This is a genomic window from Variovorax paradoxus (assembly GCF_030811855.1).
Taxonomy (GTDB): Bacteria; Pseudomonadota; Gammaproteobacteria; order Burkholderiales; family Burkholderiaceae_C; genus Variovorax; species Variovorax paradoxus_L.
The window spans coordinates 1-23,952 of the sequence record NZ_JAUSRN010000019.1; the positions used below are offsets into that span (position 1 = coordinate 1).

Sequence of the window (23,952 nt, forward strand, 5' to 3'; positions counted from 1 at the left end):
GGGTCGCAGACAGTGGGGTCGCCTTTCTTTTGCCTACGTTTCTTTGGCGAAGCAAAGAAAAGTAGGTCGCCCGCCGGGGCGAGTCCCGGCCTCGGGAAGCAAACAAGCTAAAGAGCTAAAGAGCTAAAGAGCTAAAGGAGTCAGAGGGTATGACTCCGATCCCCCTCCACAAACCCCATTGCATCCCAAGGCTCCCCAACAGCAAACCCCACCACCTTGAAGAGTTCCCCCATCTCATGCTCATGAATGAGCCGAGCCGCCATTCCCCTCTCCGCAGTAGAGCCCTGCTCCATCCTCGCAAGCAACCCGCAGTTCAGCAGAAACCGCGCCTGGCTCGTGTAGCCCAGCACCTCGAGCCCCGCTTCCTGCCCCGCCAGCGCAATGCCCGTGAAATTGACGTGCGCCGTGATGTCCTTGTAGCCCACGTCGGACAGCGGATCGCCATCGGCCTGATGCGCCCGGTGGCACATCACCGTACCCATGTGGCGCTGCGGGTGGTAGAACTCGCGCTCCGGAAAACCATAGTCGATGAAGAAGGCCGCACCTTCCTTCAGGCGGTCCGCCAGCGTGGCGACGAAGGCCTCGGCCTGCGGATGAATTTCGGTCAGGTAGTCGTGCTCACCAAGCACCTCGAACGGTGGCCGGAGTTCGGTGGTGCGATCGGCCCAGGTCCAGCCATCGGCGCTTGCATTGCGAACCACGCCGCGCTCTTGCCATTGGCCGCCCACGCGCGCCAGCAGTTGCACCGGCATTGCATCGAGCACCTCGTTGCCGACCACCACGCCCTGCATCGATTCAGGCAGCTCGCCGAGCCAATCGACGCGGTCGGCGTAACGCACCAGCGCCTGCTGCTGCCGCTCGCGCAAGGTGCCCGACAGGTCGACGATGCGGTAGCGCACGTCGCCGCGGCCCATCTCGTCGAGCGCGTGCAGCAACTGCACGGCGAGCGCCCCTGTGCCCGCGCCGAATTCCCAGACCGTGTCGGTTCCGGTCTTCTCCAGCGCTTCGGCCACCTGGGCCGCGAGCGCTTGGCCGAACATGGGCGTGAGCTCGGGAGCCGTCACGAAGTCGCTGCCCGAAGACGGCATGTGGCCGAACTTGGCGGAGCTGTTGGCGTAGTAGCCCAGCCCCGGCGCGTACAAGGCCAGCGCCATGAAGCGATCGAAGCCGATCCATCCGCCGGCGCGTTCCACGGCGCGGGCAATCAGGGTATCGAGGGCGATGGGTAAACTGTTCGTCGTCTTTGTCGTCACGCCCCGATTCTCCCTTCTCTCTTCGCATGAGCACAGTGCCTCTATCTCCTGTTACGCCGACCCGCCTCCGCACCGTCCTCGTCACGGGTGCCGGACGCCGGCTGGGCCGCGAGATTGCGCTGGCGCTGGCCGCAGGAGGTTGGCAGGTGGCGGTGCACTACCGCAGCTCGCGCGCCGAGGCCGAGCAAACGGCAGCCGATTGCACGGGCCTCTCGGGCAGTTCGGCTGTCTTCGAGGCCGATCTGCTCGACGAAGGCGCCACCCGCGCCTTGCTGCCGCGCGTGGTGGCGCATTTCGGCGGAGTCGATGCCGTGGTCCACAGCGCGGCCCTCTTCGAGCACGACGATGCGGCCAGCTTCAGCTATGCGCTCATGGAGCGCCATGCGCGCAGCAACGCAGGCGCGGCCATCCTGCTGGCGCAGGCGCTGCGCGACCATCTGGCGCTGCGTGACGCGCAGGGCGCGGTGGTGCACCTGCTCGACCAGAAGCTCTGGAACCCGAACCCCGACTTTCTCAGCTACACGCTTTCCAAGGCCGCACTCGAAGCGGCCACGCCCATGCTGGCCATGGCGCTGGCGCCACGCGTGCGGGTGGTGGGTGTGGCGCCCGGCCTCACGCTGCCGAGCCACATGCTGGACGAGGCCAAGTTTTCGCAGCTGCACAAGCTCTCGCCGCTGGGCCGTTCTTCGACCCCAGCCGACGTGGCGGCGACGGTGAAGTTCGCGCTGGAGAACAACTCGATCACCGGCACCACGCTCTTGGTGGACGGGGGCCAGCACCTCATGAAATTCGACCGCGACTTCTCGCTGATGTGAGTCCCACCATGCCCTCTACCCCCATCGGCCGCCAGACTCTCACCCTGCAAGGGCTTCGCTTCGACGCCAACCTGGGCATCCTCGACCAGGAAAAGACGGCGCCGCAGCCGATCCAGGTCGATGCCGAGCTGCATCTGGGCGCGCAGCCGCTGATGCCGAAGGACGACGAGATCTTTCACGTGCTGGACTACCGCAAGGTGCGCCGCATCATCATCGACGAGTGCACGGCCGAGCACGTGAACCTGCTCGAAACCCTCATCGGCAAGCTCGCGCAGCGCCTGCTGCAGCTGCCCGGCGTGGTCGGCGTGCGGGTGAAGATCGCCAAGCTCGAAATCTTCGACGACTGCGAGGTGGCTATCCGCATGGAAGCCGGGGAATGGTGATCCAAGGCAAAATCGGGGCTTCCTCCCCCGATTTGCCTGAAGCAGCCTACCCATGAACGCCGTCTGGATCGACGAGGCGCCCGTCGCCGGCGCCACCCCCATCGCCACCAACTCGCTGAAGATCGAACGCGAGACGCACAAGCTCGAAAAGCGCCTGTGCCGCGAGGTGGGCCGCGCCATCGTCGACTACAACATGATCGAAGAGGGCGACAAGGTCATGGTGTGCGTCTCGGGCGGGAAGGACAGCTACGCCATGCTGGACATCCTGCTCAAGCTCAGGGCCCGCGCACCGATCCACTTCGACATCGTCGCGGTCAACCTCGACCAGAAGCAGCCCGGCTTTCCAGAAGAAGTGCTGCCAAAGTATTTGAGCGAACTCGGCGTGGACTTCCACATCGAGAACCAGGACACCTACAGCATCGTCAGACGCGTGATTCCCGAGGGCAAGACGACCTGCGGCCTGTGCAGCCGGCTGCGCCGCGGCATCCTGTACCGCGTGGCGGACGAACTCGGCGCTACCAAGGTGGCGCTCGGCCACCACCGCGACGACATGCTGCAGACCTTCTTCCTCAACATGTTCTTCGCGGGCAAGCTCAAGAGCATGCCGCCCAAGTTGGTGAGCGACGACGGCAAGCACATCGTGATTCGCCCGCTCGCCTACGTGGCCGAGAAAGACCTGGTGCGCTGGGCGCAGCACCGCGAATTCCCGATCATTCCGTGCACGCTGTGCGGCAGCCAGGAAAACCTGCAGCGCAAGCAGGTCGGCGAGATGCTGCGCGAGTGGGACAGAAAGCATCCCGGCCGCGTGGAGAACATGTTCACCGCGCTGCAGAACGTGGTGCCATCGCACCTGCTCGACGGAACGCGGCACGACTTCAAGGGTCTGAGGGCCACCGGCGTGGCCGACGAAGACGGCGACAAGGCCTTCGACACGCCTTCTTTCGACCTGCTCTCCCAGGCACCTGCAGCCCTGCGCATCCTCCAGGGCTGAGCGGGCAACCCAGGGGAATTTTGGGCCGCGGAGCCCGGAGATCCTCATGAAACGTGCGTTTTTTGCTCTCTTTTTGGCAGCATCATTGAGCGGCTGCGCCACCTCGTGGGTGGTCGACAGCGATGTGAAAAGCTTCTCCTCGCTCGCCGCGGTGCCGCCCGGCGCCACCTACCGCTTCGAACGGCTGCCGTCGCAGCAGGCCGACGCCGCCCGGCAGGAATCACTGGAGGCGATGGCGGCCACTGCTCTCGAAAAAGTAGGCCTGCGCCGCGACGATGCCAAGCCGCAGTACAGCGCGCAGATCGGCGCGCGCGTGACGGTCGGCCTTTCGCCCTGGGCCGACCCGTGGCTCTTCGACGGCCCCTGGGGCGCTGGCTATGGCTACCACGGCTATGCGCGCCGCTGGTATGGCGGCGGCTGGTACGGTGGGCCTGGCTTCATCCCGCCCGCGGCCAACCCCTGGTATGAGCGCGAAGTGAGCATCGTGCTTCGCGACGTTGGCTCGAACCGTGTGGTCTACGAAACGCGGGCCCGCAATGACGGGCCGTACAACGTGAGCGCGACCATCCTGCCAGTGATGTTCCAGGCCGCGCTGCAGGGATTCCCGAATCCGCCGCAGGGCGAGCGCCGCGTGAACATCGAACTCTCGGCTGCGAAGAAATGAGCCGCTTCTAGAATCCGGCCAATGGAAGAAATCACCCGCCTGATTGCTGTTCGCCATGGCGAGACCGCCTGGAATGTCGACACCCGCATCCAGGGCCAGCTCGACGTCGGACTCAACGCCACCGGCTGCTGGCAGGCCCAGCGCGTAGGGCAGGCTCTGGCGCACGAAGACATCGGCGCGATCTATGCGAGCGACCTGTCGCGCGCCTGGCAGACCGCGCAGGAGATCGCGCGCCCCCATGGCCTCACAGTGCACCCCGAGCCCGGCCTGCGCGAACGCGCGTTCGGCCGCTTCGAGGGATTGAGCTTCGCGGAGATCGAAGCCACCCTGCCCGACCAGGCCAGGCGCTGGCGCGAGCGCGATCCCGAGTTCGAACCCGAGGGCGGCGAAAGCCTGCTGGTGTTTCGCGAGCGCGTGACGCGCGTCGCCTCGAAACTGGCCGCGCGCCATCCGGGCCAGCTGGTGGCGCTGGTGGCGCATGGCGGCGTAATGGACGTGCTCTACCGCGCCGCCACGCGCCAGGAGCTGCAAGCGCCGCGCACCTGGCAGCTCGGCAACGCGGCCATCAACCGCATGCTCTGGACGCCCGAGGGCTTCAGCCTGGTGGGCTGGAGCGACACCGCCCACCTGGTGACGGACGAGGACGACGACATCCTCGACGAAACGACGACCTAGGCGTGCGACGCCGCGTGCGTTGCCGCGGCTCCACCCGCTTCGCTTTGGGCCTCGCCCGGCAAGTCGACCATGGGCCCGGTGCCGCTGTAGCGGTCGAGCGCAAGGTAAATCGCGGGCGTGATGTAGAGCGTGATCACCTGCGAGAAGATGAGCCCGCCCACCACCGCCACACCCAGCGGCTGGCGCAGTTCGGCGCCGGCGCCCAGCCCCAATGCCAGCGGCAGCGCACCCATCAGCGCGGCCAGCGTGGTCATCAAGATGGGGCGGAAGCGCAACCGGCAGGCCTCGCGGATCGCATCGACCGGCTTCATGCCTTCGGTGCGCTGCGCATCGAGCGCGAAGTCGATCATCATGATCGCGTTTTTCTTCACGATGCCGATCAAGAGCAGGATGCCGATGGTGGCGATCAGCGTCAGGTCGAAGTTGAAGAGCTTGAGCGAGAGCAGCGCGCCCACGGCCGCGGACGGCAGGCCGGCCAGGATGGTCAGCGGATGGATGTAGCTTTCGTACAGCACGCCCAGGAGCACGTAGATCACCAGCACGGCCAGCACCAGCAGCACGGCCTGGCTCGACTGTGAGCTCTGGAACACCGCCGCATCGCCGCCGTAAGTGGTGATGATCGACGGCGGCATCTTCAGCGCTTCCTTGAACTGATCGATCTTCGCGGTCGCGTTGCCCAGCGGCACGTCGGGCGCGAGGTTGAACGACACCGTGACCGCCTGCAGCTGGCCCTGGTGGTTGACCGAGGTGGGTCCCACCGTGCGCTTGACGGTCGAGAAGGCCGAGAGCGGCACCAGCCGGCCCGTGGTGCTGCGCACCGAGAGGCGCGACATGTCGTCCTCGAACTGGCGGTCGTTGTCGGAGGCCGAGAGAATCACCTGGTAGGTGTTGCTCGCGCCGTAGATGCTGCCGATCTGCCGATCGCCATAAGCGTTGTAGAGCGCGGTGCGCAAGTCGCCCACGGCCACGCCGAGCACGCCGGCCTTGTCGCGGTCGATCTCGAGCGTGGCCTGCAGGCCGCGGTTCTGCGAGTCGCTGGTGACGTCGCGGAACGCCGGATCGGCGCGCATGCGCTCCATGAGCCGCGTGGCCCAGGGCACCATCTCGCCCGCGTTCACGCTTTGCAGCGTGTACTGGAAGCGCGCCTTGCTCTGACGGCCGCCCAGGCGCAGGTTCTGCACCGGCTGCATGTAGACCGCGATGCCCGGAATCTCGCGGAAGCGCTGGCGCAGCGACTCCAGCACCACGGCCATCTTGGGACGCTGGCTGCGCGGCTTGAGCACGGCGAACAGTCGGCCGGAGTTCTGCGTGGCCGTGGGTCCGCCCACGCCGACAAACGAGCTCACGTAGGCCACGCTCGGGTCCGCCTGAAGCGAGGCGGCCACGCGTTCCTGCAGCGCATTCATGGCAGTGAAGGAGATGTCCTCAGCCGCTTCGGTGGTGATCTGGATCTGGCCGATGTCTTCCTCGGGAAAGAAGCCCTTCGGAATGGAGACGAACAGCCACGCGGTGACGATGAAGGTGCCGCCGGCGATCAGCAGCATCACCATGCGGTGGGCCAACGTCCAATCGAGCGTTCGCATGTAGCTGCCATGCACCCAGCGGTAGCCGCGCTCGAAGGCGCGGCCGATGGCGGTGCCGGGCTCCGGATGCTCCTCTTCATGGTCGAGCACGCCTTCCTTGCGGGGCACGTGCTTGAGCAGCCGGCTCGCGAGCATGGGCACCAGCGTGAGCGAGACGACGGCCGACACCAGCACCGCCAGCGCCACCACCACCGCGAACTCGTGGAACAGCAGGCCGATCACACCCGGCATGAAGAAGATGGGAATGAACACCGCCACCAGCGAGATCGATATCGAGATGATGGTGAAGCCCACCTCGCGCGCGCCGCGCAGCGCCGCGGCAAAGGGCTCCATACCCTTCTCGACATAGCGCATGATGTTCTCGAGCACGACGATCGCGTCGTCCACCACCAGGCCCACGGCCAGCGTGATGCCCAGCAGCGAAACGTTGTCCAGGCTGTAGCCGAAAGCGTAGAGCAGCGCCACCGCGCCGATCAGCGAGATGGGAATGGTCGCAGCCGGAATCAGCGTGGCCACCAGCCGGTGCAGGAACAAAAAGATCACCAGCACCACCAGCGCGATAGTGCCCAGCAGCGTGAGTTGCACGTCGTGCACGGCCTCGCGGATGGACAGCGAGCGGTCGTTCACCATGTGGATCTCGACCGACTGCGGCAGCTCGGCCTTGAAGCGCGGAATGAGCGCGCGCACCGCGTCCACCACCTCCACGGTGTTGGCATTCGGCTGGCGCTGCACGGCCAGCGAAATGGAGCTCTGGCCGTTGAAGCTGCTCGCGGTCTTGACCGACTCGAAGCTGTCCTCGATGGTGGCTACTTCGTCGAGTCGCACCGGCGCGCCGTTGCGCTGCCCGACGATCAGCTTGGCGAAATCTTCCGCCTTGGTGAGCTGCCGGTTGGCCTGGATGGTGAGCGTCTGGCGCGGCCCGTCGAGTGTGCCGACCGGCGTGTTGGCGTTGGCCGAGTTCACGGCCTTCGCCAGCTCGTCGAGTGTGATGTTGCGCGCATTGAGCAGGTCGGCATTGGCCTTGATGCGCACCGCGAAGGCCTTGCGGCCGTACACGCCCACCTGCGCCACGCCGTCGATGGTGGAGAGCGTGGGCGAGATCAGGTTCTCGGCATAGTCGTTGAGTTCGGACGGGTTCATCGACGGAGAAATCAGCGCGATGAACAGCACCGGCGCATCGGCCGGATTCACCTTGCGGTACGAAGGCAGCTGGGTGAGTTCCTGCGGCAACTGGCGCTGGGCGCGCAGCAGCGCGGCCTGCACGTCGACGGCAGCGGCGTCGATGTCGCGGCTGCTCACGAATTCCAGCGTGATCGAACTCACGCCCTGCGTGTTGACCGAACTGATGGTCTGCAGGCCCGGAATGGTCGAGAACTGCTTCTCGAGCGGCAGCGCGACCGACGATGCCATGGTGTCCGGGCTTGCGCCCGGCAGCTGGGCGTTCACGTTGATGACCGGCGTGTTGTAGCTCGGCAGCGCCGCGACGGGGATGCTGAAGTAAGCAAAGATGCCCGCCACCACCACCGCGGCGGACAACAGCACCGTCATCGCGGGACGACGGATGCAGAGCTCCGAGATGTTCATGCGCGTTCCCGCGGAGTCTGTGAGTCTGACGAGGCCGCGCTCCCCGGCGTGACCCCGGTCGTGCCGGCCGGTGCGGGCTTCTTGTCGACGCGGACCTTGCCGCCCGGGCGGACGTTCTGGCTGCCTTCGATGACGACCTGCTCGCCCGGCGCGACACCGCTCACCGCCACCTTGGTGCCGAAGGTGTAGAGCACCTGCACCTTGCGGCGCTTGGCCTCTTTCGCCTCGTCGACCACGTAGAGCGAGGCGCCGTCGGACAGCATCATGAGCGCCGCCGCCGGCACCACCGTGGCGCCGGACAGGGTGCGCACCGTGATGCGCGTGCCGACGAACTGTCCCGGCCAGAGGCTCTGGTCGGCGTTGTCGAACACCGCCTTGGCACGCACGGTGCCGATTTGCGGATCGACCGTGTTGTCGACGAAATTCAGCACGCCGGTCAGCGGCTCCTTGCGTCCGCTGACGAGCGCCTCGACCTTGGACCGGCTGCGCGCCGCCGCCAGCAGGTCTTGCAGGTTGGCTTCAGGCACCGGGAAGCTCACCGCGATGGGGTCGAGCTGCGTGATGGTGACTAGCGACAGCGTGGGCTGCACCAGCGTGCCGGGGTAGATGTTGACGGCGCCGATGCGCCCCGCAATGGGGGCGCGCAGCGTGGCATAGCCCAGCGCCACTTGTGCCGACTGCACGGCGGCGCGGTCGGCCGCCACGGCGGCGCGCTGCGCCTCGAGCTGCGACAGCGTCGCGTCCGTGGCGCTCTTGGAAATGAAGTTCTGTGCCAGCAGTTCCTGGCTGCGCTTGTATTGGCGCTCGAGGTCGGCCATGGTGGCCTCGTCGCGCTTTTGCTGGGCGCGGGCGCGAGCCAGGTTGGCCTGGTCGTTGCGGTCGTCGAGCGTGAAGAGCAGTTGGCCCTCCTTGACGAACTGCCCTTCCTTCACGTGCACCGCCGCCACCGTGTTGGTCACCTGCGGCCGCAGGTCGACACTGTTGAGCGACACCACGCTCCCGTTGACCTGGACCGTCACCGGCACGTCTTGCCGCTCGGCCGTGGCTAGTGTGACGAGAGCGGGCGGCGCATTGCCCGCGGGTGCTCCAGCGGTAGCGTTGGCCGGCTTTGCGTTCTTTGCCGCCATGCGCTCGCCAGCCCCGTTCCACCACCATCCCGCGACAGCTACGATCAACACACTTGCAAGGCCGAGAACGAGTTTTTTCTTCATGGGTTTTTGAGCACTTTGGGCTGACAGCGGCTATTGGAGCAGCGGTCGGCTCGGAGTGTCCACGAGTGCCGTAAAGATAAGTAAAGCCGCCATGCAAGGCCCATGCACCACCCACCGTGGCACGCGCCAAGGGGGATTTCACCCCCTCGCTAAAATCGGCGCTCCACAGCCTCTGGATATACCCCATGAACCGCTGCAAGAATCCCATGAATGCTCTCACTTTCATAGCGCTTTGCACAGTAGCTGCAACCCTTTTTTCCGTTGACGCAGCGGCCCAGGCCGACGTTCCCCGGCCGCAGACGCAAAACGAGTCGCTGGTGGGTGGACGCACCTTCCCCATCGGCACCCTGCGCGGCAAGTTCATGGTGACGAGTGCGCCCGACGTCGAGCTCGACGGCCACGCAGACCGCCTGGCGCCTGGTGCCCGCATCCGCAGCGAACAGAACATGCTGGTGATGGCGGGCGCCATCGTCGGCCAGAAATACCTCGTGAACTACACGCGGGATGCCGCCGGCCTGCTGCGCGAGGTGTGGATCCTCACGCCCAGCGAGGCGACGGCCAGCCGCGAGTCGCTGAACAAGCCGTTCCTGAACATCTGGCCGTTCACTTCGAACGACACCGTCAACACGCAATGAAGAAGCCGGCGGGCCGTTGCCCGCCGCGCCGCAGCGAGCAATAGCGCGCGCTGCATTTGGCCTTTCCGCAGCGGAAGGCCTGGAGAGCACCCCATGAGCAAAAAAGTCTTTATCAAAACCTTCGGCTGCCAGATGAACGAGTACGACTCGGACAAGATGGCCGACGTGCTGAACGCCGCCGAGGGCTACGAGCCGACGCAGAACGTGGACGAGGCCGACCTCATCCTGTTCAACACCTGCTCGGTACGCGAGAAGGCGCAGGAAAAGGTGTTCTCCGACCTCGGCCGCGTGAAGCACCTGAAGGCAAAGGGCGTGAAGATCGGCGTGGGCGGCTGCGTGGCCAGCCAGGAGGGCGAAGCCATCATCGCGCGCGCGCCTTACGTCGACATCGTGTTCGGCCCGCAGACACTGCACCGCCTGCCCGAAATGCTGAAGGACCGCGAGCGGCTGGAACGACCGCAGGTGGACATCAGCTTTCCCGAAATCGAGAAGTTCGACCACCTGCCCCCCGCGCGCGTCGAAGGCGTGACCGCGTTCGTATCGATCATGGAAGGCTGCTCCAAATATTGCAGCTACTGCGTGGTGCCCTACACGCGCGGCGAGGAAGTGAACCGGCCGCTGGACGACGTGCTGGTGGAGATTGCGGGCCTTGCCGACCAGGGCGTGCGCGAGGTCACGCTGCTGGGGCAGAACGTGAATGCCTACCGCGGGCGCATGGGCGACACGGCCGAGATCGCCGACTTCGCGCTCTTGATCGAATACGTGGCCGAGATCCCGGGCATCGAGCGCATCCGCTACACCACCAGCCACCCCAACGAGTTCACGCCGCGGCTGATCGAGGCCTATGCCAAGGTGCCACAGCTGGTGTCGCATCTGCACTTGCCGGTGCAGCACGGCAGCGACCGCATCCTGATGGCCATGAAGCGCGGCTACACGGCCATGGAATACAAGAGCACGGTGCGCAAGCTGCGCGCCATCCGGCCCGAACTCGCGCTGTCGAGCGACTTCATCGTCGGCTTTCCGGGCGAGACCGACGAAGACTTCGCCAAGATGATGAAGCTGATCGACGACTGCCAGTTCGACAACAGCTTCAGCTTCATCTTCAGCCCGCGTCCCGGCACGCCGGCCGCCGCGCTGCACGACGACACGCCCCATGCGGTGAAGCTGGCTCGCCTGCAGACGCTGCAGCGCGTGATCGACGGCAACGTGCGCCGCTTCGGCGACGCGCTGGTCGGCACCACGCAGCGCGTGCTGGTCGAAGGGGCTTCCCGCAAGGACGCGAACGAACTGATGGGCCGCACCGCGTGCAACCGGGTCGTCAACTTCGAAGGCGATGCGCGCCTCGTCGGACAGATGGCCGACCTGCGCATCACGCGCTCGCTGGCCTACACGCTGCGCGGCGAAGTGGCCACGCGCGAATCGTCGACGGTGCCGGCTCCCGCCGCGCTCGCCGCCTGATGGCGAAACGGCCGTCGACGCGGGGCTCGTTCCAGCAGCTCCTTCTTTTCGCTTTCCTCTTGATCACCGCGCTCCTGGTGGGCGTGGCGTTGCGCTCGGTGTTCCAGTACGACGTGCTCATGACGCAAAGCCGCGACGCGGCCGCGCGTGCGCTGCGGCTTTCGGGCGCGGCCCAGTCGCTGGCCGAGCGCAGTGCGGCCATGGAGCGTGCCGGGCGCCAGTCGCTGGTGCTGAACGACGCCGTGCTGCGGCGCCGTTTCGACGATGCCGCGCGCGAGGCGCACCAGGTGCTCGAACGGCTTGAAAGAAACGGCCTTGCGCCTACGGGCATCGAGATGTGGCGCAGCCAGCTCGGCCTGATCGAGGGCTTGATGAGCGGCAGCCCCGATACCGCGCTGTCGCGCGAGAACAGCATGGCGATCCAGTTCCGCGATCTCGATACGCTCAACACCAACATCGCGCAGCAGGCCCAGTTCCTCATCGAAATGCAGAACAACGCGCTCGCCAAGCGCATCGAGGACGCGCGCCGCCGGCTGATGCGCGAAGTGGTGGCAGCGAGCGTGCTTGCGGTGTCGCTGGCACTGGCTTTCGGCATCTGGCTCGCACGGCCGTTCAAGCGGCTCGAGCACGCCATCGTCGGGCTCGGCCAAAACCGGCTGGACGAACCAATCGACATCCGCGGCCCGGCCGACGTCCGACGCGTGTCGCAGCAACTCGAGTGGCTGCGCCTGCGGCTGACCGAACTGGACGCCGACAAGGCCCGCTTCCTGCGCCATGTGTCGCACGAGCTCAAGACGCCGCTAGCCGCGCTGCGGGAAGGCGTTTCGCTGCTCGAAGACGGCGTGACGGGCCCGCTGAATCCGGCCCAGCTCGAAGTGGCGCAAATCCTCAACCAGAACACCGTGTCGCTGCAGGGGCAGATCGAGGCGCTGCTGCGCTTCAATGCGGCCGCCTTCGAGGCGCGCGAGCTGCGCCGCGAACGCACCGAGCTGCTGCCGCTTATCGAAGAGCAGATCGAAGCCCAGCGGCTGCAATGGCAGGCCCACGGGCTGCGCGTTCGCGCCGAAGGCGAGCCGCTTGCGCTCACGGTGGACCGCGTCAAGCTGGGTACCGCGGTGGCCAATCTGCTGTCGAATGCCATCCGTTATTCGGCGCCGGGCGGCGTGATCAACATCACGGTGTCGAGCACGGCGGATTCGGCCTGCATCGATGTCAACGACGCCGGTCCGGGTATTGCCGAAAGCGACCGCGACCGGATTTTCGAGCCTTTCTACAGGGGCGAGCGCCAACCCGAGCATGCCGTCAAGGGTACGGGCATCGGTCTTTCCATCGTGCAGGAGTACATTGCTGCCCATGGAGGCCGCATCTCCCTGCAGCCAGGCGGGCCCGGCGCGCGCTTTCGCATCGAACTGCCGCGCACGGCCTGATCCCTTCCTGAAGCTCCGCGATCCCGGGCATCCACTGAAACACCGCCTCTTGTCTTTTTTTCGACCCATGTTTTTTTCGTTCGTCCGCAGTTCGACCCTGTCCGGGGCGGTGGCCATGCCCTTCGTCCTGCTGCTGGCCGCCTGCACGACGCAGCCCAAGCCACCCGCCGAGGTCGATGCCCTGCCACCGCCGCCCCCGGCACCGCGCGTGGTACCGGTCGAGGCCGAACCCAAGGCCCCGGCCACCCAGCCGGCATCGCTCTTCACTCTGATGACCCAGGGGCCCGTGGCGGCCATGCTGGCTTACGCCGACAAGGTGCGACCGCTGGGCGGCGCCGAGCTGACTGCTGAAATCACCCGTGCCGGCGATCCGGGCGATTCGCCCAGCGCGCAGATGCAGCTCGCGTTGCTGCTGGCGCAGACGCGCGTTCCGGCCGACCTGGCGCGCGCCCTGGGCCTGCTGCAGCGCGTGATGTCCAACCCCTCGCCCGAAGCGCAGCCGCTGCAGCCGCTCGCGCGCGCGCTGGCCGCGCGCTACGTGGAGCAGCGCCGCGTCGAGGACGACCGCGACAAGCAGGTGCAGCAGCTGCGCGAGAGCCAGCGCCGCATCGACCAGCTCAACGACCGCATCGAAGCACTGCGCGCCATCGAGCGCAGCTTTGCGCGCCCCAACAACGCGCCGGTGCCGACCCTGCCGGCACCCGGCGGAGCCAAGCCAAGCCCATGAAAATCCAGCGATCGCGGAAAGAGTCCCTCCGATGAGCACGACCGGCGCGCGCCTGCTGGTGGTCGACGATGATCCGGACATGCTGCGGCTGCTCTCGATGCGGCTGAGTTCGGCCGGCTACCAGGTCACCGCTGTGACCTCGGCCGAGACCGCGCTCACGCAGCTCGAGATCGAGCATCCGCAGCTGGTGCTCAGCGACGTGCGGCTGCCCGGACGCGACGGGCTCCAGCTGTTCGACGAAATCAGGAAGCGCCATCCCTCGCTTCCGGTGATCCTGCTCACGGCCCACGGCACCATTCCCGACGCGGTCGAGGCCACGGCCCGCGGTGTGTTCACCTATCTCACCAAGCCCTATGACGGCCGCGAGCTGCTGGACAAGATCGCCCAGGCGCTGGCGCTCGGCGCTCCGGCCAGCACGCCCGCCAAGGGCGGCGACGAAAGCTGGCGCTCCGATATTGTGAGCCGCAGCAACCGCATGTCCGAGCTGCTGGCTGAGGCGCGCATGGTCGCCAAGTCGGACGCCTCGGTGCTGCTGCGCGGCGACAGCGGCGCCGGCAAGGAAATGCTTGCGCGTGCCATCCACAAGGCCAGCTCCCGCGCCGACAAGCCCTTCGTGGCCGTCAATTGCGGCGCCATTCCGGAGGCCCTGCTCGAATCGGAACTGTTCGGCCACATGAAGGGCGCCTTCACCGACGCCCATGCCAACCACAAGGGGCTGTTCCAACAGGCCGACGGCGGCACGCTGCTGCTGGACGAAATCGGGGACATGCCGCCCGCCCTTCAGGTCAAGCTGCTGCGCGTGCTGCAGGAGCGCGCGGTGCGTCCGCTCGGCGCCAGCCAGTCGATCGAGGTCGACGTGCGCATCATCTCGGCCACCCACCGCGACCTGGACGCGGCCATGGCGGCAGGCCAGTTCCGCGAAGACTTGTATTACCGGCTCAACGTCGTCACGCTCACGCTGCCGCCGCTTTCAGCCAGGCGCGAAGACATTCCGCTTTTGGCCAACCACTTCTTGCAGAAGCTGTCGACCAAATACGGCAAGCGGCTGTCCGGCTTCGCGCCCGAGGCGCTCAAGGCACTGGCCACCGCGGCCTGGCCCGGCAACGTGCGCCAGCTCTACAACGTGGTGGAGCAGGTCTGCGCGCTTTCAAGCTCGCCCCTGATTCCGCTGGCGCTCGTCCAGCGGGCGCTGCGCGTGCCGACGGTCGAGGTCCAGACCTATGCCGAGGCCAAGCAGCGCTTCGAGCGCGACTACCTGGTCGGCCTGCTCAAACTGACCGACGGCAACGTGGCCGATGCCGCCCGGCTGGCGGACCGCAACCGCACCGAGTTCTATCGACTGCTGCAGAAGCACGAGCTCACGCCGGGGCATTTCAAGGCCGACGCTGTCGCTCCGGGCAGTGAGCCTGTCGCCGAGTAGCGACGCCCCTAAGTCTTTGATTAATAACGATATTTTTCATCGACCTCCGGCGCCTGTCGGGATTCGGCGACAAAAACAGGGGTTTCGGGGCCTTCCAAACGGCCCCAGCCGCCAAAACTGCATCCAGATCTACGTAAGTCATTGATCTGAAAGCGTTTTTCCATGCTGGCACAGGGTTTGCCCCTGTAATGGCATGACAGCACTCACCAGCCCATCTTTCGCACTGCGCCAGCAGCGCGACGGCCTGCGTCAAAAGCAGTTTTCCCTCTCGCGGCCCCGTGCCGCGGGTCATTCGGCGGCCGCGCTCGCAAGTGCAGGCGGCGCCGAACCGGATTGCGTCATCAAGCGCTTTCCTGCCATTGGCGACACCCCTTCCCTCGACAAGCAACGTTGGTAAATCACACATGAAGCCAAACGACTTCTCCCAACTGAACGTGCTGACCGAAGCCGACTTTTCGCATCGCAGCCCGGTGCGCGAAGAACGCCATCCCAATGCCGTGACCGCTCCGCCGGTCAACCGCGGTTCCATGGCGCCCCGCCCCTGGCGCGGCTTCTGGAACAGCCTGGGCACCGCCGTGCTGGTCAAGCTCGGTGCCGGCGGCAAGCCCGAAACCGAAAGCGCCGAAGCCGGCGCACAGGTCAAGCAGCCATGGCAGCGTGCCGCGGCGCAGCGCCGCTTCGCGTTCATGGCGCTCACGCTGCTGAGCACCGTGATCGCGTCCGCGCTGTTTGCCGGCGTGCAACCCGACTACGACAACGTCTGGCTCGAATACGGCCAGATCGGCCTGTACGGCCTGCTTTCGGGCTGGGTCGTCACCGGCTTCGTCACGGCACTGATGGGCTTCTACGTCTCGGTACGCGGTGACAAGCACGCGCTCTCGGTCAAGCAGGTAGCCCACCACCCGATGAACCCCGAGGCACGCACCGCGATCATCATGCCGATCTGCAACGAAGACGTTGCCACGGTGTTCGCCGGCCTGCGCGCCACCTGCGAATCGGTAGCCTCCACCGGCCACGCGAAGCAGTTCGACGTGTTCGTGCTGTCCGACAGCTACAACCCCGAGACCGCCGCCGCCGAGCGCGCTGCCTGGGAAGATCTGCGCGCCGCACTGGCCGACAGCCCGAACCAGCCGCAGGTCGAGGTCTACTACCGCCTGCGCACCCGCCGCACGCACCGCAAGGCCGGCAACGTGGCCGACTTCTGCCGCCGCTGGGGCAAGGACTACCGCTACATGGTCGTGCTCGATGCCGACTCCGTGATGAGCGGCGACTGCCTGACCTCGATGGTCAAGCTGATGGAAGCCAACCCGACCGCCGGCATCATCCAGACCGCCACCCAGGCCATCGGCCACGTGACGCTGCATGCCCGCGCTCAGCAATTCGCCTCCCGCGTGACGGGCCGCCTGTTCACGCTGGGCATGCAGTTCTGGCAACTGGGCGAATCGCACTACTGGGGCCACAACGCGATCATCCGCGTCGAGCCCTTCATGAAGCATTGCGCACTGGCGCCCATCAAGGGCACCGGCGGCATGTCGGGCGGCATCATGTCGCACGACTTCGTGGAAGCCGCGCTGATGCGCCGCGCCGGCTACAACGTGTGGCTCTGCGCCGACCTGGTTGGCAGCTACGAACAGCAACCGCCGGACCTGCTGGCCGAACTGCAGCGCGACCGCCGCTGGTGCCAGGGCAACCTGCAGAACGCCCGCCTGATGGCCGAGCCCGGCATTCACCCGGTGCACCGCGCGATGTTCGTGACCGGCACCATGGCGTATGTCTCGGCACCGCTGTGGCTCGCATTCCTGACGCTCGGCACCGCGCTGTGGCTGAGCGGCTCGAGCCTGATCTCCAGCTGGAGCGTGCTGCCGGCGGAACTGGCCGGCCTGTGGGTCTGGACGCTGTGCCTCTTGTTCCTCCCCCGCGTGCTCGGCATTGCCGCCGTGCTCATGCGCGGCGAGCAACGTCAGTACGGCGGCCTCTGGGGCCTGGTGAAGAGCTCGATGCTCGAAAGCGGCCTGGCCATCGTGCAAGCACCCGTTCGCATGCTGGCCCACTCGCTGTTCGTGCTGGTCGCCCTCACCGGCATCAAGCTCGACTGGAAGTCGCCCCCGCGCGAGGCCGCTGCCGTGCCTTGGAAGGTTGCCGTGTCGCAGCTCGCTCCCATGAGCGTCGTGGTCGGTGCGCTGGCCCTGGGCGTTGCAATGATCGACCCGAGCGCGCTGATCTGGCTCATGCCCGTCGGCCTGCCGCTGCTGCTGGCCATTCCGCTCACGGTGCTGACCAGCCAGATCGCTCTGGGCACGTCGCTGCGTGACCGCGGGTTCCTGCTGATTCCCGAGGAATCGCGTTCGCCCGCCGTGCTGCGCCGCGCCTGGATGCATGCGCTGCGCCTGGCGCGCCCCGCAGCGCTGGCAACGGCCTGATGATTCACTGATGCGCAGAAGCGCGTCGCAATAAAAAAGCCGGCCACTGGGCCGGCTTTTTTAATGGAGCGGCTGCCAGGCAGCAGCCATCCCTCTATATATAACTAGAACGGCAGCTTCGGTCCGCCTGGGCCACCCATGCCGCCCATCCCCTTCATGCCACCCATGCGCTTCATCATCTTCATGAGGCCGCCGCCCTTCATCTTCTTCATCATGCCCTGCATCTGCTCGAATTCGTTGAGCAGGCGGTTCACTTCCTGAACCTGCACGCCAGCGCCGGCCGCGATGCGGCGCTTGCGCGTGGCCTTGAGCAGTTCGGGCTTGCGGCGCTCCAGCGGCGTCATGCTCTGGATGATCCCTTCCTTGCGGCGGATGTCGCGCTCGGCGCGGGTCATGTCGGCTTCGGTGGCCTTGGCGGCCATCTGCTGCGGCAGCTTGTCCATGAGGCTGGAGAGCCCGCCCATCTGCTTCATCTGCTGCAGCTGACCGAGAAAGTCGTTCAGGTCGAAGCCCGCGCCGCTCTTGACCTTGGCCGCGAGCTTCTGCGCCGCCGCCACGTCGACACCGGCCGTGACCTGCTCGACCAACGCGACGATGTCGCCCATGCCCAGGATGCGGCCCGCATGGCGCTCGGCGTCGAACACCTCGAGACCGTCGATCTTCTCGCTGGTGCCGGCAAACTTGATCGGCACGCCCGTGACCTGCCGCACCGACAGCGCCGCGCCACCGCGCGAATCGCCATCGGTCTTGGTCAGGATGATGCCGGTGAGCGGCAGCGCGTCCTTGAAGGCCTTGGCGGTGTTGATCGCGTCCTGGCCTTGCATCGCATCGACCACGAACAGGGTTTCGACCGGATCGAGCGCTCCGTGCAGCTGCTTGATTTCGGTCATCAGCACCTCGTCGATGGCCAGGCGGCCTGCGGTGTCGACCAGCAGCACGTCGAAGAAGTGGCGCTTGGCGTGGTCGAGCGCGGCGCGTGCGATGTCGAGCGGCTTCTGGTCCGGCGTACTCGGGAACCATTCGGCGCCGGCCTGCTTCGTGACCATCTTCAGCTGCTCGATGGCGGCGGGACGATAGACGTCGCCCGACACGGTGAGTACCTTTTTCTTGCGCTTCTCGATCAGGTGCTTGGCCAGCTTGGCGGTGGTGGTGGTCTTGCCCGCGCCCTGCAGGCCGGCCATGAGGATCACGGCGGGCGGCTGGGCTGCGAGGTTGATGTCGGACACGCCCTCGCCCATGGTGGCGGCGAGTTCGCGGTTCACGATGCCGACCAGCGCCTGGCCCGGCTTGAGGGAGCCCAGCACTTCCTGGCCGAGCGACTTCTCTTTTACTCGCGCCACGAAGTCGCGCACCACGGGCAGCGCCACGTCGGCCTCGAGCAGCGCCATGCGCACTTCGCGCAGCATGTCTTGCACATTGCTTTCGGTGATGCGCGCCTGGCCGCTCATCGTCTTGACGAGGCGGGAAAACTTTTCTGTGAGGGCGGTGGCCATGAAAGAGATGCCTTGCTGCCCGCCGGGGCGGGTCATTGGAAAGTCGGAAACTGGAGATCGGCCGGTTACTGCGACACGGAGAAAGTGCGCACGCCTGGGGGAGATAAACTCTACCGATGATTTTAGCGATCCCCTCCCCCCTCGCGGTGGCGCTGGGCATCGCCACCGCGGCTGCCTACGGATTTGCCGCTGCCGCAGGTGCCCGGCTGAGCCGAAAAACAACCCAATGGGCCCTCGGGCTGGCGTGGCTGCTGCATGCCGCGGTGCTGGGCCACGGCCTGGTCGGCAGCCAGCCGCACTTCGGCTTTGCGCCCGCGCTCTCCGTCACCGCCTGGCTGGTGCTCACCGTCTATGCGGTCGAAAGCAGCATGTACCCGCAGATGAAGGTGCGCCGTGCGTTGGCCTTGCTGGGCGCGGCCGCCGTGTTGCTCGGCGTGCTGTTTCCGGGCACGCCGCTGCATGTCTCGGCATCGCCGTGGCTGCCGCTGCACCTTGCGCTCGGCATTGCGTCCTATGGCTTGTTCGGCGCCGCCGTGGTCCATGCGTGGCTGATCACGCGGGCCGAAAAGCAGATCCGCCTGGCCACCGAACCGCAGGCCGGCCTTCCGCTGCTCACGCTCGAGCGGCTCACCTTCCGCTTCGTAATGGCGGGCTTCGTACTGCTTTCGGCCACGCTGCTCGCTGGCTTGCTGTTCAGCGAAACGCTTTATGGCGCGTCGTTCCGCGGCTGGAAGTGGGATCACAAGACGGTGTTCTCGGTGCTGGCCTGGATCAGCTTTGCGGTGCTGCTGATCGGCCGTGTGCGCTTCGGCTGGCGCGGCCGCACAGCGCGGCGCGTGCTCTACGCCGGCTCCGTTCTATTGCTGCTGGCCTATGTGGGCTCGCGCTTCGTACTCGAAGTGGTGCTGGCGCGCGGCACGTCATGAAATACCTGCTCGTTTTGGCGGTGCTCTGGGTGGCCATCTGGCTCTGGCGCAAGAACCGCCGGGAGGAAATGCGCGAGGCCGAGCGCGAGCAGGCAGCGGCCCGCGCCCAGCGCCCGACCGCCGCGCCCTCGGCTCCGCAGGCCATGCTGCGCTGTGCCCATTGCGGCGTGCACCTGCCCGCAAGCGATGCCATCGCAGGTCCGGGCGAGACGGTCTACTGCAGCGCCGCGCACCGCCAGGCCGCCGAGCGCGGCTGACGGAACACCGCGCATCCATGAGCTCTTCCCTCTGGCCGCGAGGCGAGGCCGCCACCGACTGGGACGCGCTCGAGCCGGGCGGCAGCGAGAGCGCCGCGCTGCTGCGGTTGTGGCGCGGCTTCATGGCGGCACGCTGCTTCGTTGCGCTCATTCTGGTGCTGCTGCAAGGCATCGCCATGGCGCTTGGCCAGACGATGCAGCCGCTGGCCATCGCGCTGTCGGCCGGCTACCTGGTCGCGAGCTGGCTGGGCGCCCGCTACGCGCATTTCACGCCTCCCATCCGTGGCTTCGCTGCGCTGTGGTTCGTCACCATCGGCATTGACCTTGGCACCTTCACCGCGCTCCAGGTGCTCCAGGGCGGCAACATCAACTACACGCCGCTGTTCGCGCTTCCCGTGCTGATGAGCGCTGTGCTCGGCACGGTGACCGTGGGCCTGGGCACCACCGCCACTGTCACGCTGTTGTTGCTCGCCGATGCGGGCTGGCACTGGCTGCAGCAGCCCGGCGATTCCTCCACCCGCTTCGTGCAGGCGGCGCTCACGGGAACCGGCCTCTTCGTGGTGGCCCTGCTGGCGCATGAGCTGGCTCGCCGGCTTGCGCGCGAAGAAGAAACCGCGCTGCGCAACCGCAGCAGCGCGCAGATGCAGGCGCAGGTCAACGACCTGGTGATCGAGACGCTGAGCGAGGGCGTGCTGGTGATCGACGCCGAAGGCATGGTGCATGCGGCCAATCCGGCGGCCGACGCCATCCTCGGACAAGGCCTGGCCCGCCTCACCCTGCCCTTTGCGCTGCATGCGCAGCCAGCCTGGCATGCCCTGGGGGCACTTGCACGCCAAACCTTTGCGCGCCGCGCGCCGCAAAGCGAAGAAATTCCAGTGGCGCAAGCGCGCGGCGCCGCGCGTGAAGTGCGGGTGCGCACGCGGCTCACGCCTACCAGCGACCAGCGCGTCGACAGCCTGTGCGTGATGTTCCTGCAGGACCTGCGCGAACTCGAAGCCCGCATCCGAACCGAGAAGCTCGCCGCAATGGGCCGCATGTCGGCCGCCGTGGCGCACGAAATCCGCAACCCGCTGGCCGCGATCACGCAGGCCAGCGCCCTGCTCAACGAAGACCTCACCGATCCCGCGCACCGCAAGTTGACCAGCATGGTCCAGCACAACGCGCAGCGGCTCGCCCGCATCGTGGACGACGTGCTCGATGTTTCACGCGCGCGCCAGCAGCGCGTGCTCTCGCTCGGCGAGCAGGTCGCGCTCGACCCTGCGGTGCGTGCGCTGGCCGAAGAATGGGTGCGCCAGACGCACCGCCAGGGCGTGCTGATCACGCTCGATGCCGTCGACAGCGAAGTGCGCTTCGACGTCGAGCACCTGCGCCGCCTGCTTGTGAACCTGCTGGACAACGCGGCGCGCTACGCCGGCAACCGGGAAGGCTCGATCCAGGTCGTCACCACCATGCAGCGCGGCACATCCGGACGACCCAGCCTGCAGGTGTGGAGCGACGGCGCGCCGCTGGAGCCCGCCGTGCAGCGCCACCTGTTTGAACCTTTTTTCTCATCCGAGAGCCGCTCAAGCGGGCTCGGCCTTTTCCTGTGCCGGGAGCTGTGCCGGCGCCATGGCGCCACCATTGGCTACGAACGGCGTGCGCTGGTGGCGGGCGGCCCCGAAGGCAACGAATTCTTCGTCAGCTTTGCACCGAGCGAAAACCGGCTGACACAATAGCGCCGTGAGCACTCCTCCTTCTAACCTGCAGCGTCCGGCCAACATCCTGGTCATTGACGACGAACCCGACTTGCGCACGCTGTACGAGCTGACCTTGCTGCGCGAGGGCTATCGCGTCGAGGCCGCCGGCAGCGTCTCGGAAGCCTGGCAGCACCTCGAAGCCGCGCACTTCGATGCGGTGATCACCGACATGCGGCTGCCCGATGGGCAGGGCATGGAAATCATCCATCGCATCCAGAAGAACCAGCGCAGCGAGCGCTGCGTCGTGATGACGGCGTATGGCTCGGCCGAGAACGCGGTCGAGGCGCTGAAGGCCGGCGCCTTCGACTACCTGACCAAGCCGGTCGACCTGAAGCAGTTCCGCGCGGTTGTTGCTTCCGCCGTGCAGGCGCAGCAGGCGCCCCCAACCAAGGCCGTGCGCGCGGCGCCTGCGGAAACGGGCGAACGCACCGATGCGCCCGCCGTTCCAGGCAGCGGCATTGCGGCGCTCCAGCGGCTGGTGGGCGACTCCGAGCCGATGCGGCTCGTCAAGTCGCGCATCGCCAAGGTGGCGCGCGGCATGGCGCCAGTGCTGGTGCGCGGCGAATCGGGCACCGGCAAGGAACTCGTGGCGCGCGCCGTGCACGCCTGCAGCCAGCGCAGCGAAGGCCCTTTCATTGCGGTCAACTGCGGCGCCATTCCCGAGAACCTGCTCGAGGCCGAATTCTTCGGCGCCCGAAAAGGCTCCTACACCGGATCGTCGCAAGACCGCGACGGTTATTTCCAGGCCGCGCGCGGCGGTACGCTGTTCCTCGACGAGATCGGCGACCTGCCGCTGGCCATGCAGTCCAAGCTGCTGCGCGCCATCCAGGAGCGCAGCGTGCGATCGATCGGTTCCACGCAAGAAGATGCGGTGGACGTGCGTATCGTGAGCGCCACACACAAGGATCTGCACGCCGAAGTCCAGGCCGGCCGCTTCCGGCAAGATTTGTTCTACCGGCTGAACGTGATCGAGATTGCGGTGCCCGCGCTGCGCGATCGGCGCGAAGACCTGCCCGCGCTGTGCGCCGCGCTGCTCGCGCGCATTGCGCACGACGGCGGATTGCCGGTGCCCCACCTTTCCGCCGATCTGCTGCGCCGCTTGGCGCAGCACCCGCTCGACGGCAACGTGCGGGAACTCGAGAATTTGCTGCATCGCGCCGTGGCACTCAACGACGGCGACGAGCTGCACCTCGATCTGACGGCGGGCGGGCAGCCTGCCGCGGCGCCCACAGATTCGACCGCTGCGGCCACCGCGCCTTCGCCCCTGTCTTCTTCTTCAGTGGCCGATGGCGAATCGCCTCCCGCACCCGCTCCGGCCGCAAGCGCGGTTGCGGAGCCCAAGCCCGCCGCCCTTCCCTCCGATCTGCAGGCCTATCTGGACCAGCAGGAGCGCGAGATTCTCGTGCGTGCGCTGCGCGAAAGCGGCTTCAACCGAACGGCGGCCGCGGCGCGGCTCGGCATGAGCCTGCGCCAGATCCGCTACCGCATCGCGCGGCTGGGCATCACCACGCCCAACGGCGACGAAGGTGCTGCCAGCCATGCCGACGAGTGACGAAACCGCCAGCGCGGTAAGCGGCGACGACGGCCTCTGGCAAGCCGGCTGGTATCGTTTTGCCAAGGCGCTGCGCTCGCCGAATTTCGGCCTTCGGCCCGCGGGCGCGCAGACCGACCTGATCGTGCTGCATTCGATCAGCCTGCCGCCCGGCGAATACGGCGGCGACGCGGTGCAACAGCTCTTTGCCAACCAGCTCGACTGGGATGCGCACCCCTACTTCCAATCCATTCGTGGCCTCGAGGTTTCCTCGCATTTCTATGTGCGGCGCAACGGCGAGCTGTGGCAGTTCGTGAGCTGCGATGACCGGGCCTGGCATGCCGGCGCGTCGTCATGGCGCGGCCGCCAGAACTGCAACGACGATTCCATCGGCATCGAACTTGAAGGGCTCGAAGGCGAGCGTTTCGAAGACGCGCAATACGAGACGCTGGCCAGCCTCTCGGCCGCCATTGCGCAGCACTACGCCATTGCCCACATCGCCGGCCATGAACACATCGCGCCGGGCCGCAAGCAGGACCCTGGCGCCGGCTTCGATTGGCACTTGCTGCGCGCGCAACTCGGCTGGGACTCGCGAATGTTTCCCGAACAGGCGATCCCACGCTAATTTTTTTTTATCGCGCGGCGCCCTGCGATGCGATGCGTTTGCGCCGCCTCGATACGGCCGATGCAGTTGCGCAGCGTAGCAACCATGCGCCTTGCAGGCCCAAATCGGCTTGCAAGCCACGCCCCGTGCGGCCTGCGC

Annotated in this window: 21 protein-coding genes; 17 read left to right on the plus strand and 4 right to left on the minus strand. The window is 66.8% G+C overall.

What is annotated here, in order from left to right; all coding sequences use genetic code 11:
• Window positions 1-140 precede the first annotated feature (140 nt).
• Window positions 141-1,253, minus strand: a complete 1,113-nt coding sequence (locus tag J2X92_RS26195) for a class I SAM-dependent methyltransferase (RefSeq protein WP_307580237.1) — start codon at window positions 1,251-1,253, stop codon at window positions 141-143.
• A gap of 26 nt (window positions 1,254-1,279) precedes the next feature.
• Here J2X92_RS26195 and J2X92_RS26200 point away from each other — a divergent pair, with 26 nt between their 5' ends.
• The 5 genes from J2X92_RS26200 to J2X92_RS26220 are packed head-to-tail and all read left to right on the plus strand — an operon-like array spanning window position 1,280 to window position 4,781.
• Window positions 1,280-2,068 (plus strand): SDR family oxidoreductase, encoded by a 789-nt coding sequence (locus J2X92_RS26200; RefSeq protein ID WP_307580238.1) that lies wholly within the window; start codon window positions 1,280-1,282, stop codon window positions 2,066-2,068.
• A gap of 8 nt (window positions 2,069-2,076) precedes the next feature.
• On the plus strand, window positions 2,077-2,451 hold the full coding sequence (locus J2X92_RS26205) for a dihydroneopterin aldolase (protein WP_307580240.1): 375 nt from the start codon (window positions 2,077-2,079) through the stop codon (window positions 2,449-2,451).
• 52 nt (window positions 2,452-2,503) lie between these two features.
• Complete coding sequence (gene ttcA, locus J2X92_RS26210) at window positions 2,504-3,442, plus strand: tRNA 2-thiocytidine(32) synthetase TtcA (RefSeq protein ID WP_307580242.1); 939 nt, start codon at window positions 2,504-2,506, stop codon at window positions 3,440-3,442.
• Between the two features lie 46 nt (window positions 3,443-3,488).
• On the plus strand, window positions 3,489-4,106 hold the full coding sequence (locus J2X92_RS26215) for a DUF4136 domain-containing protein (RefSeq protein ID WP_307580243.1): 618 nt from the start codon (window positions 3,489-3,491) through the stop codon (window positions 4,104-4,106).
• 21 nt (window positions 4,107-4,127) lie between these two features.
• Window positions 4,128-4,781: a histidine phosphatase family protein gene (locus J2X92_RS26220; RefSeq protein WP_307580245.1), complete on the plus strand. Its 654-nt coding sequence runs from the start codon at window positions 4,128-4,130 to the stop codon at window positions 4,779-4,781.
• Here J2X92_RS26220 and J2X92_RS26225 read toward each other — a convergent pair.
• Both J2X92_RS26225 and J2X92_RS26230 read right to left on the minus strand, forming a co-directional pair.
• Window positions 4,778-7,948 carry an efflux RND transporter permease subunit gene (locus J2X92_RS26225; protein WP_307580247.1) on the minus strand — a complete coding sequence of 1,057 codons (3,171 nt, stop codon included), beginning with the start codon at window positions 7,946-7,948 and terminating at the stop codon, window positions 4,778-4,780. The two genes, J2X92_RS26220 and J2X92_RS26225, sit on opposite strands and share 4 nt — an antisense overlap.
• Window positions 7,945-9,075 carry an efflux RND transporter periplasmic adaptor subunit gene (locus J2X92_RS26230; RefSeq protein ID WP_307580418.1) on the minus strand — a complete coding sequence of 377 codons (1,131 nt, stop codon included), beginning with the start codon at window positions 9,073-9,075 and terminating at the stop codon, window positions 7,945-7,947. Before J2X92_RS26230 ends, J2X92_RS26225 begins: the two co-directional genes overlap by 4 nt.
• A gap of 290 nt (window positions 9,076-9,365) precedes the next feature.
• On the opposite strand from J2X92_RS26230, the gene J2X92_RS26235 reads away from it, so the two are divergent.
• The 7 genes from J2X92_RS26235 to mdoH all read left to right on the plus strand — a co-directional run bounded on the left by J2X92_RS26235 (window position 9,366) and on the right by mdoH (window position 17,246).
• Entirely contained in the window at window positions 9,366-9,794 is a 429-nt protein-coding gene (locus tag J2X92_RS26235) for a hypothetical protein (protein WP_307580249.1), read from the plus strand.
• 93 nt (window positions 9,795-9,887) lie between these two features.
• On the plus strand, window positions 9,888-11,252 hold the full coding sequence (miaB, locus tag J2X92_RS26240; RefSeq protein WP_307580251.1) for a tRNA (N6-isopentenyl adenosine(37)-C2)-methylthiotransferase MiaB: 1,365 nt from the start codon (window positions 9,888-9,890) through the stop codon (window positions 11,250-11,252).
• Window positions 11,252-12,679 carry a sensor histidine kinase gene (locus tag J2X92_RS26245; protein ID WP_307580252.1) on the plus strand — a complete coding sequence of 476 codons (1,428 nt, stop codon included), beginning with the start codon at window positions 11,252-11,254 and terminating at the stop codon, window positions 12,677-12,679. The genes miaB and J2X92_RS26245 overlap by 1 nt, the downstream gene beginning before the upstream one ends.
• 67 nt (window positions 12,680-12,746) lie before the next feature.
• Window positions 12,747-13,406 (plus strand): hypothetical protein, encoded by a 660-nt coding sequence (locus J2X92_RS26250; protein WP_307580253.1) that lies wholly within the window; start codon window positions 12,747-12,749, stop codon window positions 13,404-13,406.
• 31 nt (window positions 13,407-13,437) lie between these two features.
• Window positions 13,438-14,826, plus strand: coding sequence for a sigma 54-interacting transcriptional regulator (locus J2X92_RS26255; RefSeq protein ID WP_307580255.1), 1,389 nt, complete (start codon window positions 13,438-13,440; stop codon window positions 14,824-14,826).
• 193 nt (window positions 14,827-15,019) lie between these two features.
• On the plus strand, window positions 15,020-15,223 hold the full coding sequence (locus tag J2X92_RS26260) for a hypothetical protein (protein ID WP_055801774.1): 204 nt from the start codon (window positions 15,020-15,022) through the stop codon (window positions 15,221-15,223).
• Between the two features lie 7 nt (window positions 15,224-15,230).
• Window positions 15,231-17,246 carry a glucans biosynthesis glucosyltransferase MdoH gene (mdoH, locus tag J2X92_RS26265; protein ID WP_307580257.1) on the plus strand — a complete coding sequence of 672 codons (2,016 nt, stop codon included), beginning with the start codon at window positions 15,231-15,233 and terminating at the stop codon, window positions 17,244-17,246.
• A 104-nt stretch (window positions 17,247-17,350) separates the two neighbouring features.
• On the opposite strand, the gene ffh is transcribed toward mdoH, so the two are convergent.
• Window positions 17,351-18,739, minus strand: coding sequence for a signal recognition particle protein (ffh, locus tag J2X92_RS26270; RefSeq protein WP_021005679.1), 1,389 nt, complete (start codon window positions 18,737-18,739; stop codon window positions 17,351-17,353).
• Between the two features lie 116 nt (window positions 18,740-18,855).
• Here ffh and J2X92_RS26275 point away from each other — a divergent pair, with 116 nt between their 5' ends.
• The 5 genes from J2X92_RS26275 to ampD are packed head-to-tail and all read left to right on the plus strand — an operon-like array spanning window position 18,856 to window position 23,814.
• Window positions 18,856-19,665, plus strand: coding sequence for a cytochrome C assembly family protein (locus tag J2X92_RS26275; RefSeq protein ID WP_307580260.1), 810 nt, complete (start codon window positions 18,856-18,858; stop codon window positions 19,663-19,665).
• Window positions 19,662-19,922: a PP0621 family protein gene (locus tag J2X92_RS26280; protein ID WP_307580262.1), complete on the plus strand. Its 261-nt coding sequence runs from the start codon at window positions 19,662-19,664 to the stop codon at window positions 19,920-19,922. Before J2X92_RS26275 ends, J2X92_RS26280 begins: the two co-directional genes overlap by 4 nt.
• Window positions 19,923-19,939: 17 nt before the next feature.
• Complete coding sequence (locus tag J2X92_RS26285; protein ID WP_307580264.1) at window positions 19,940-21,637, plus strand: two-component system sensor histidine kinase NtrB; 1,698 nt, start codon at window positions 19,940-19,942, stop codon at window positions 21,635-21,637.
• A 4-nt stretch (window positions 21,638-21,641) separates the two neighbouring features.
• Entirely contained in the window at window positions 21,642-23,210 is a 1,569-nt protein-coding gene (locus J2X92_RS26290; RefSeq protein ID WP_370878294.1) for a sigma-54-dependent transcriptional regulator, read from the plus strand.
• Entirely contained in the window at window positions 23,197-23,814 is a 618-nt protein-coding gene (gene ampD / locus J2X92_RS26295) for a 1,6-anhydro-N-acetylmuramyl-L-alanine amidase AmpD (protein ID WP_307580267.1), read from the plus strand. Before J2X92_RS26290 ends, ampD begins: the two co-directional genes overlap by 14 nt.
• Window positions 23,815-23,952: the final 138 nt, after the last annotated feature.

Bases quoted from the DNA above. Each gene is read 5' to 3' on its own strand.
- J2X92_RS26200 (WP_307580238.1), top strand. From the start codon at position 1,280: ATGAGCACAGTGCCTCTATCTCCTGTTACGCCGACCCGCCTCCGCACC.
- J2X92_RS26205 (WP_307580240.1), top strand. From the start codon at position 2,077: ATGCCCTCTACCCCCATCGGCCGCCAGACTCTCACCCTGCAAGGGCTT.
- ttcA (WP_307580242.1), top strand. From the start codon at position 2,504: ATGAACGCCGTCTGGATCGACGAGGCGCCCGTCGCCGGCGCCACCCCC.
- J2X92_RS26215 (WP_307580243.1), top strand. From the start codon at position 3,489: ATGAAACGTGCGTTTTTTGCTCTCTTTTTGGCAGCATCATTGAGCGGC.
- J2X92_RS26220 (WP_307580245.1), top strand. From the start codon at position 4,128: ATGGAAGAAATCACCCGCCTGATTGCTGTTCGCCATGGCGAGACCGCC.
- J2X92_RS26225 (WP_307580247.1), bottom strand. From the start codon at position 7,948: ATGAACATCTCGGAGCTCTGCATCCGTCGTCCCGCGATGACGGTGCTG.
- J2X92_RS26230 (WP_307580418.1), bottom strand. From the start codon at position 9,075: ATGGCGGCAAAGAACGCAAAGCCGGCCAACGCTACCGCTGGAGCACCC.
- J2X92_RS26235 (WP_307580249.1), top strand. From the start codon at position 9,366: ATGAATGCTCTCACTTTCATAGCGCTTTGCACAGTAGCTGCAACCCTT.
- miaB (WP_307580251.1), top strand. From the start codon at position 9,888: ATGAGCAAAAAAGTCTTTATCAAAACCTTCGGCTGCCAGATGAACGAG.
- J2X92_RS26245 (WP_307580252.1), top strand. From the start codon at position 11,252: ATGGCGAAACGGCCGTCGACGCGGGGCTCGTTCCAGCAGCTCCTTCTT.
- J2X92_RS26250 (WP_307580253.1), top strand. From the start codon at position 12,747: ATGTTTTTTTCGTTCGTCCGCAGTTCGACCCTGTCCGGGGCGGTGGCC.
- J2X92_RS26255 (WP_307580255.1), top strand. From the start codon at position 13,438: ATGAGCACGACCGGCGCGCGCCTGCTGGTGGTCGACGATGATCCGGAC.
- J2X92_RS26260 (WP_055801774.1), top strand. From the start codon at position 15,020: ATGACAGCACTCACCAGCCCATCTTTCGCACTGCGCCAGCAGCGCGAC.
- mdoH (WP_307580257.1), top strand. From the start codon at position 15,231: ATGAAGCCAAACGACTTCTCCCAACTGAACGTGCTGACCGAAGCCGAC.
- ffh (WP_021005679.1), bottom strand. From the start codon at position 18,739: ATGGCCACCGCCCTCACAGAAAAGTTTTCCCGCCTCGTCAAGACGATG.
- J2X92_RS26275 (WP_307580260.1), top strand. From the start codon at position 18,856: ATGATTTTAGCGATCCCCTCCCCCCTCGCGGTGGCGCTGGGCATCGCC.
- J2X92_RS26280 (WP_307580262.1), top strand. From the start codon at position 19,662: ATGAAATACCTGCTCGTTTTGGCGGTGCTCTGGGTGGCCATCTGGCTC.
- J2X92_RS26285 (WP_307580264.1), top strand. From the start codon at position 19,940: ATGAGCTCTTCCCTCTGGCCGCGAGGCGAGGCCGCCACCGACTGGGAC.
- ampD (WP_307580267.1), top strand. From the start codon at position 23,197: ATGCCGACGAGTGACGAAACCGCCAGCGCGGTAAGCGGCGACGACGGC.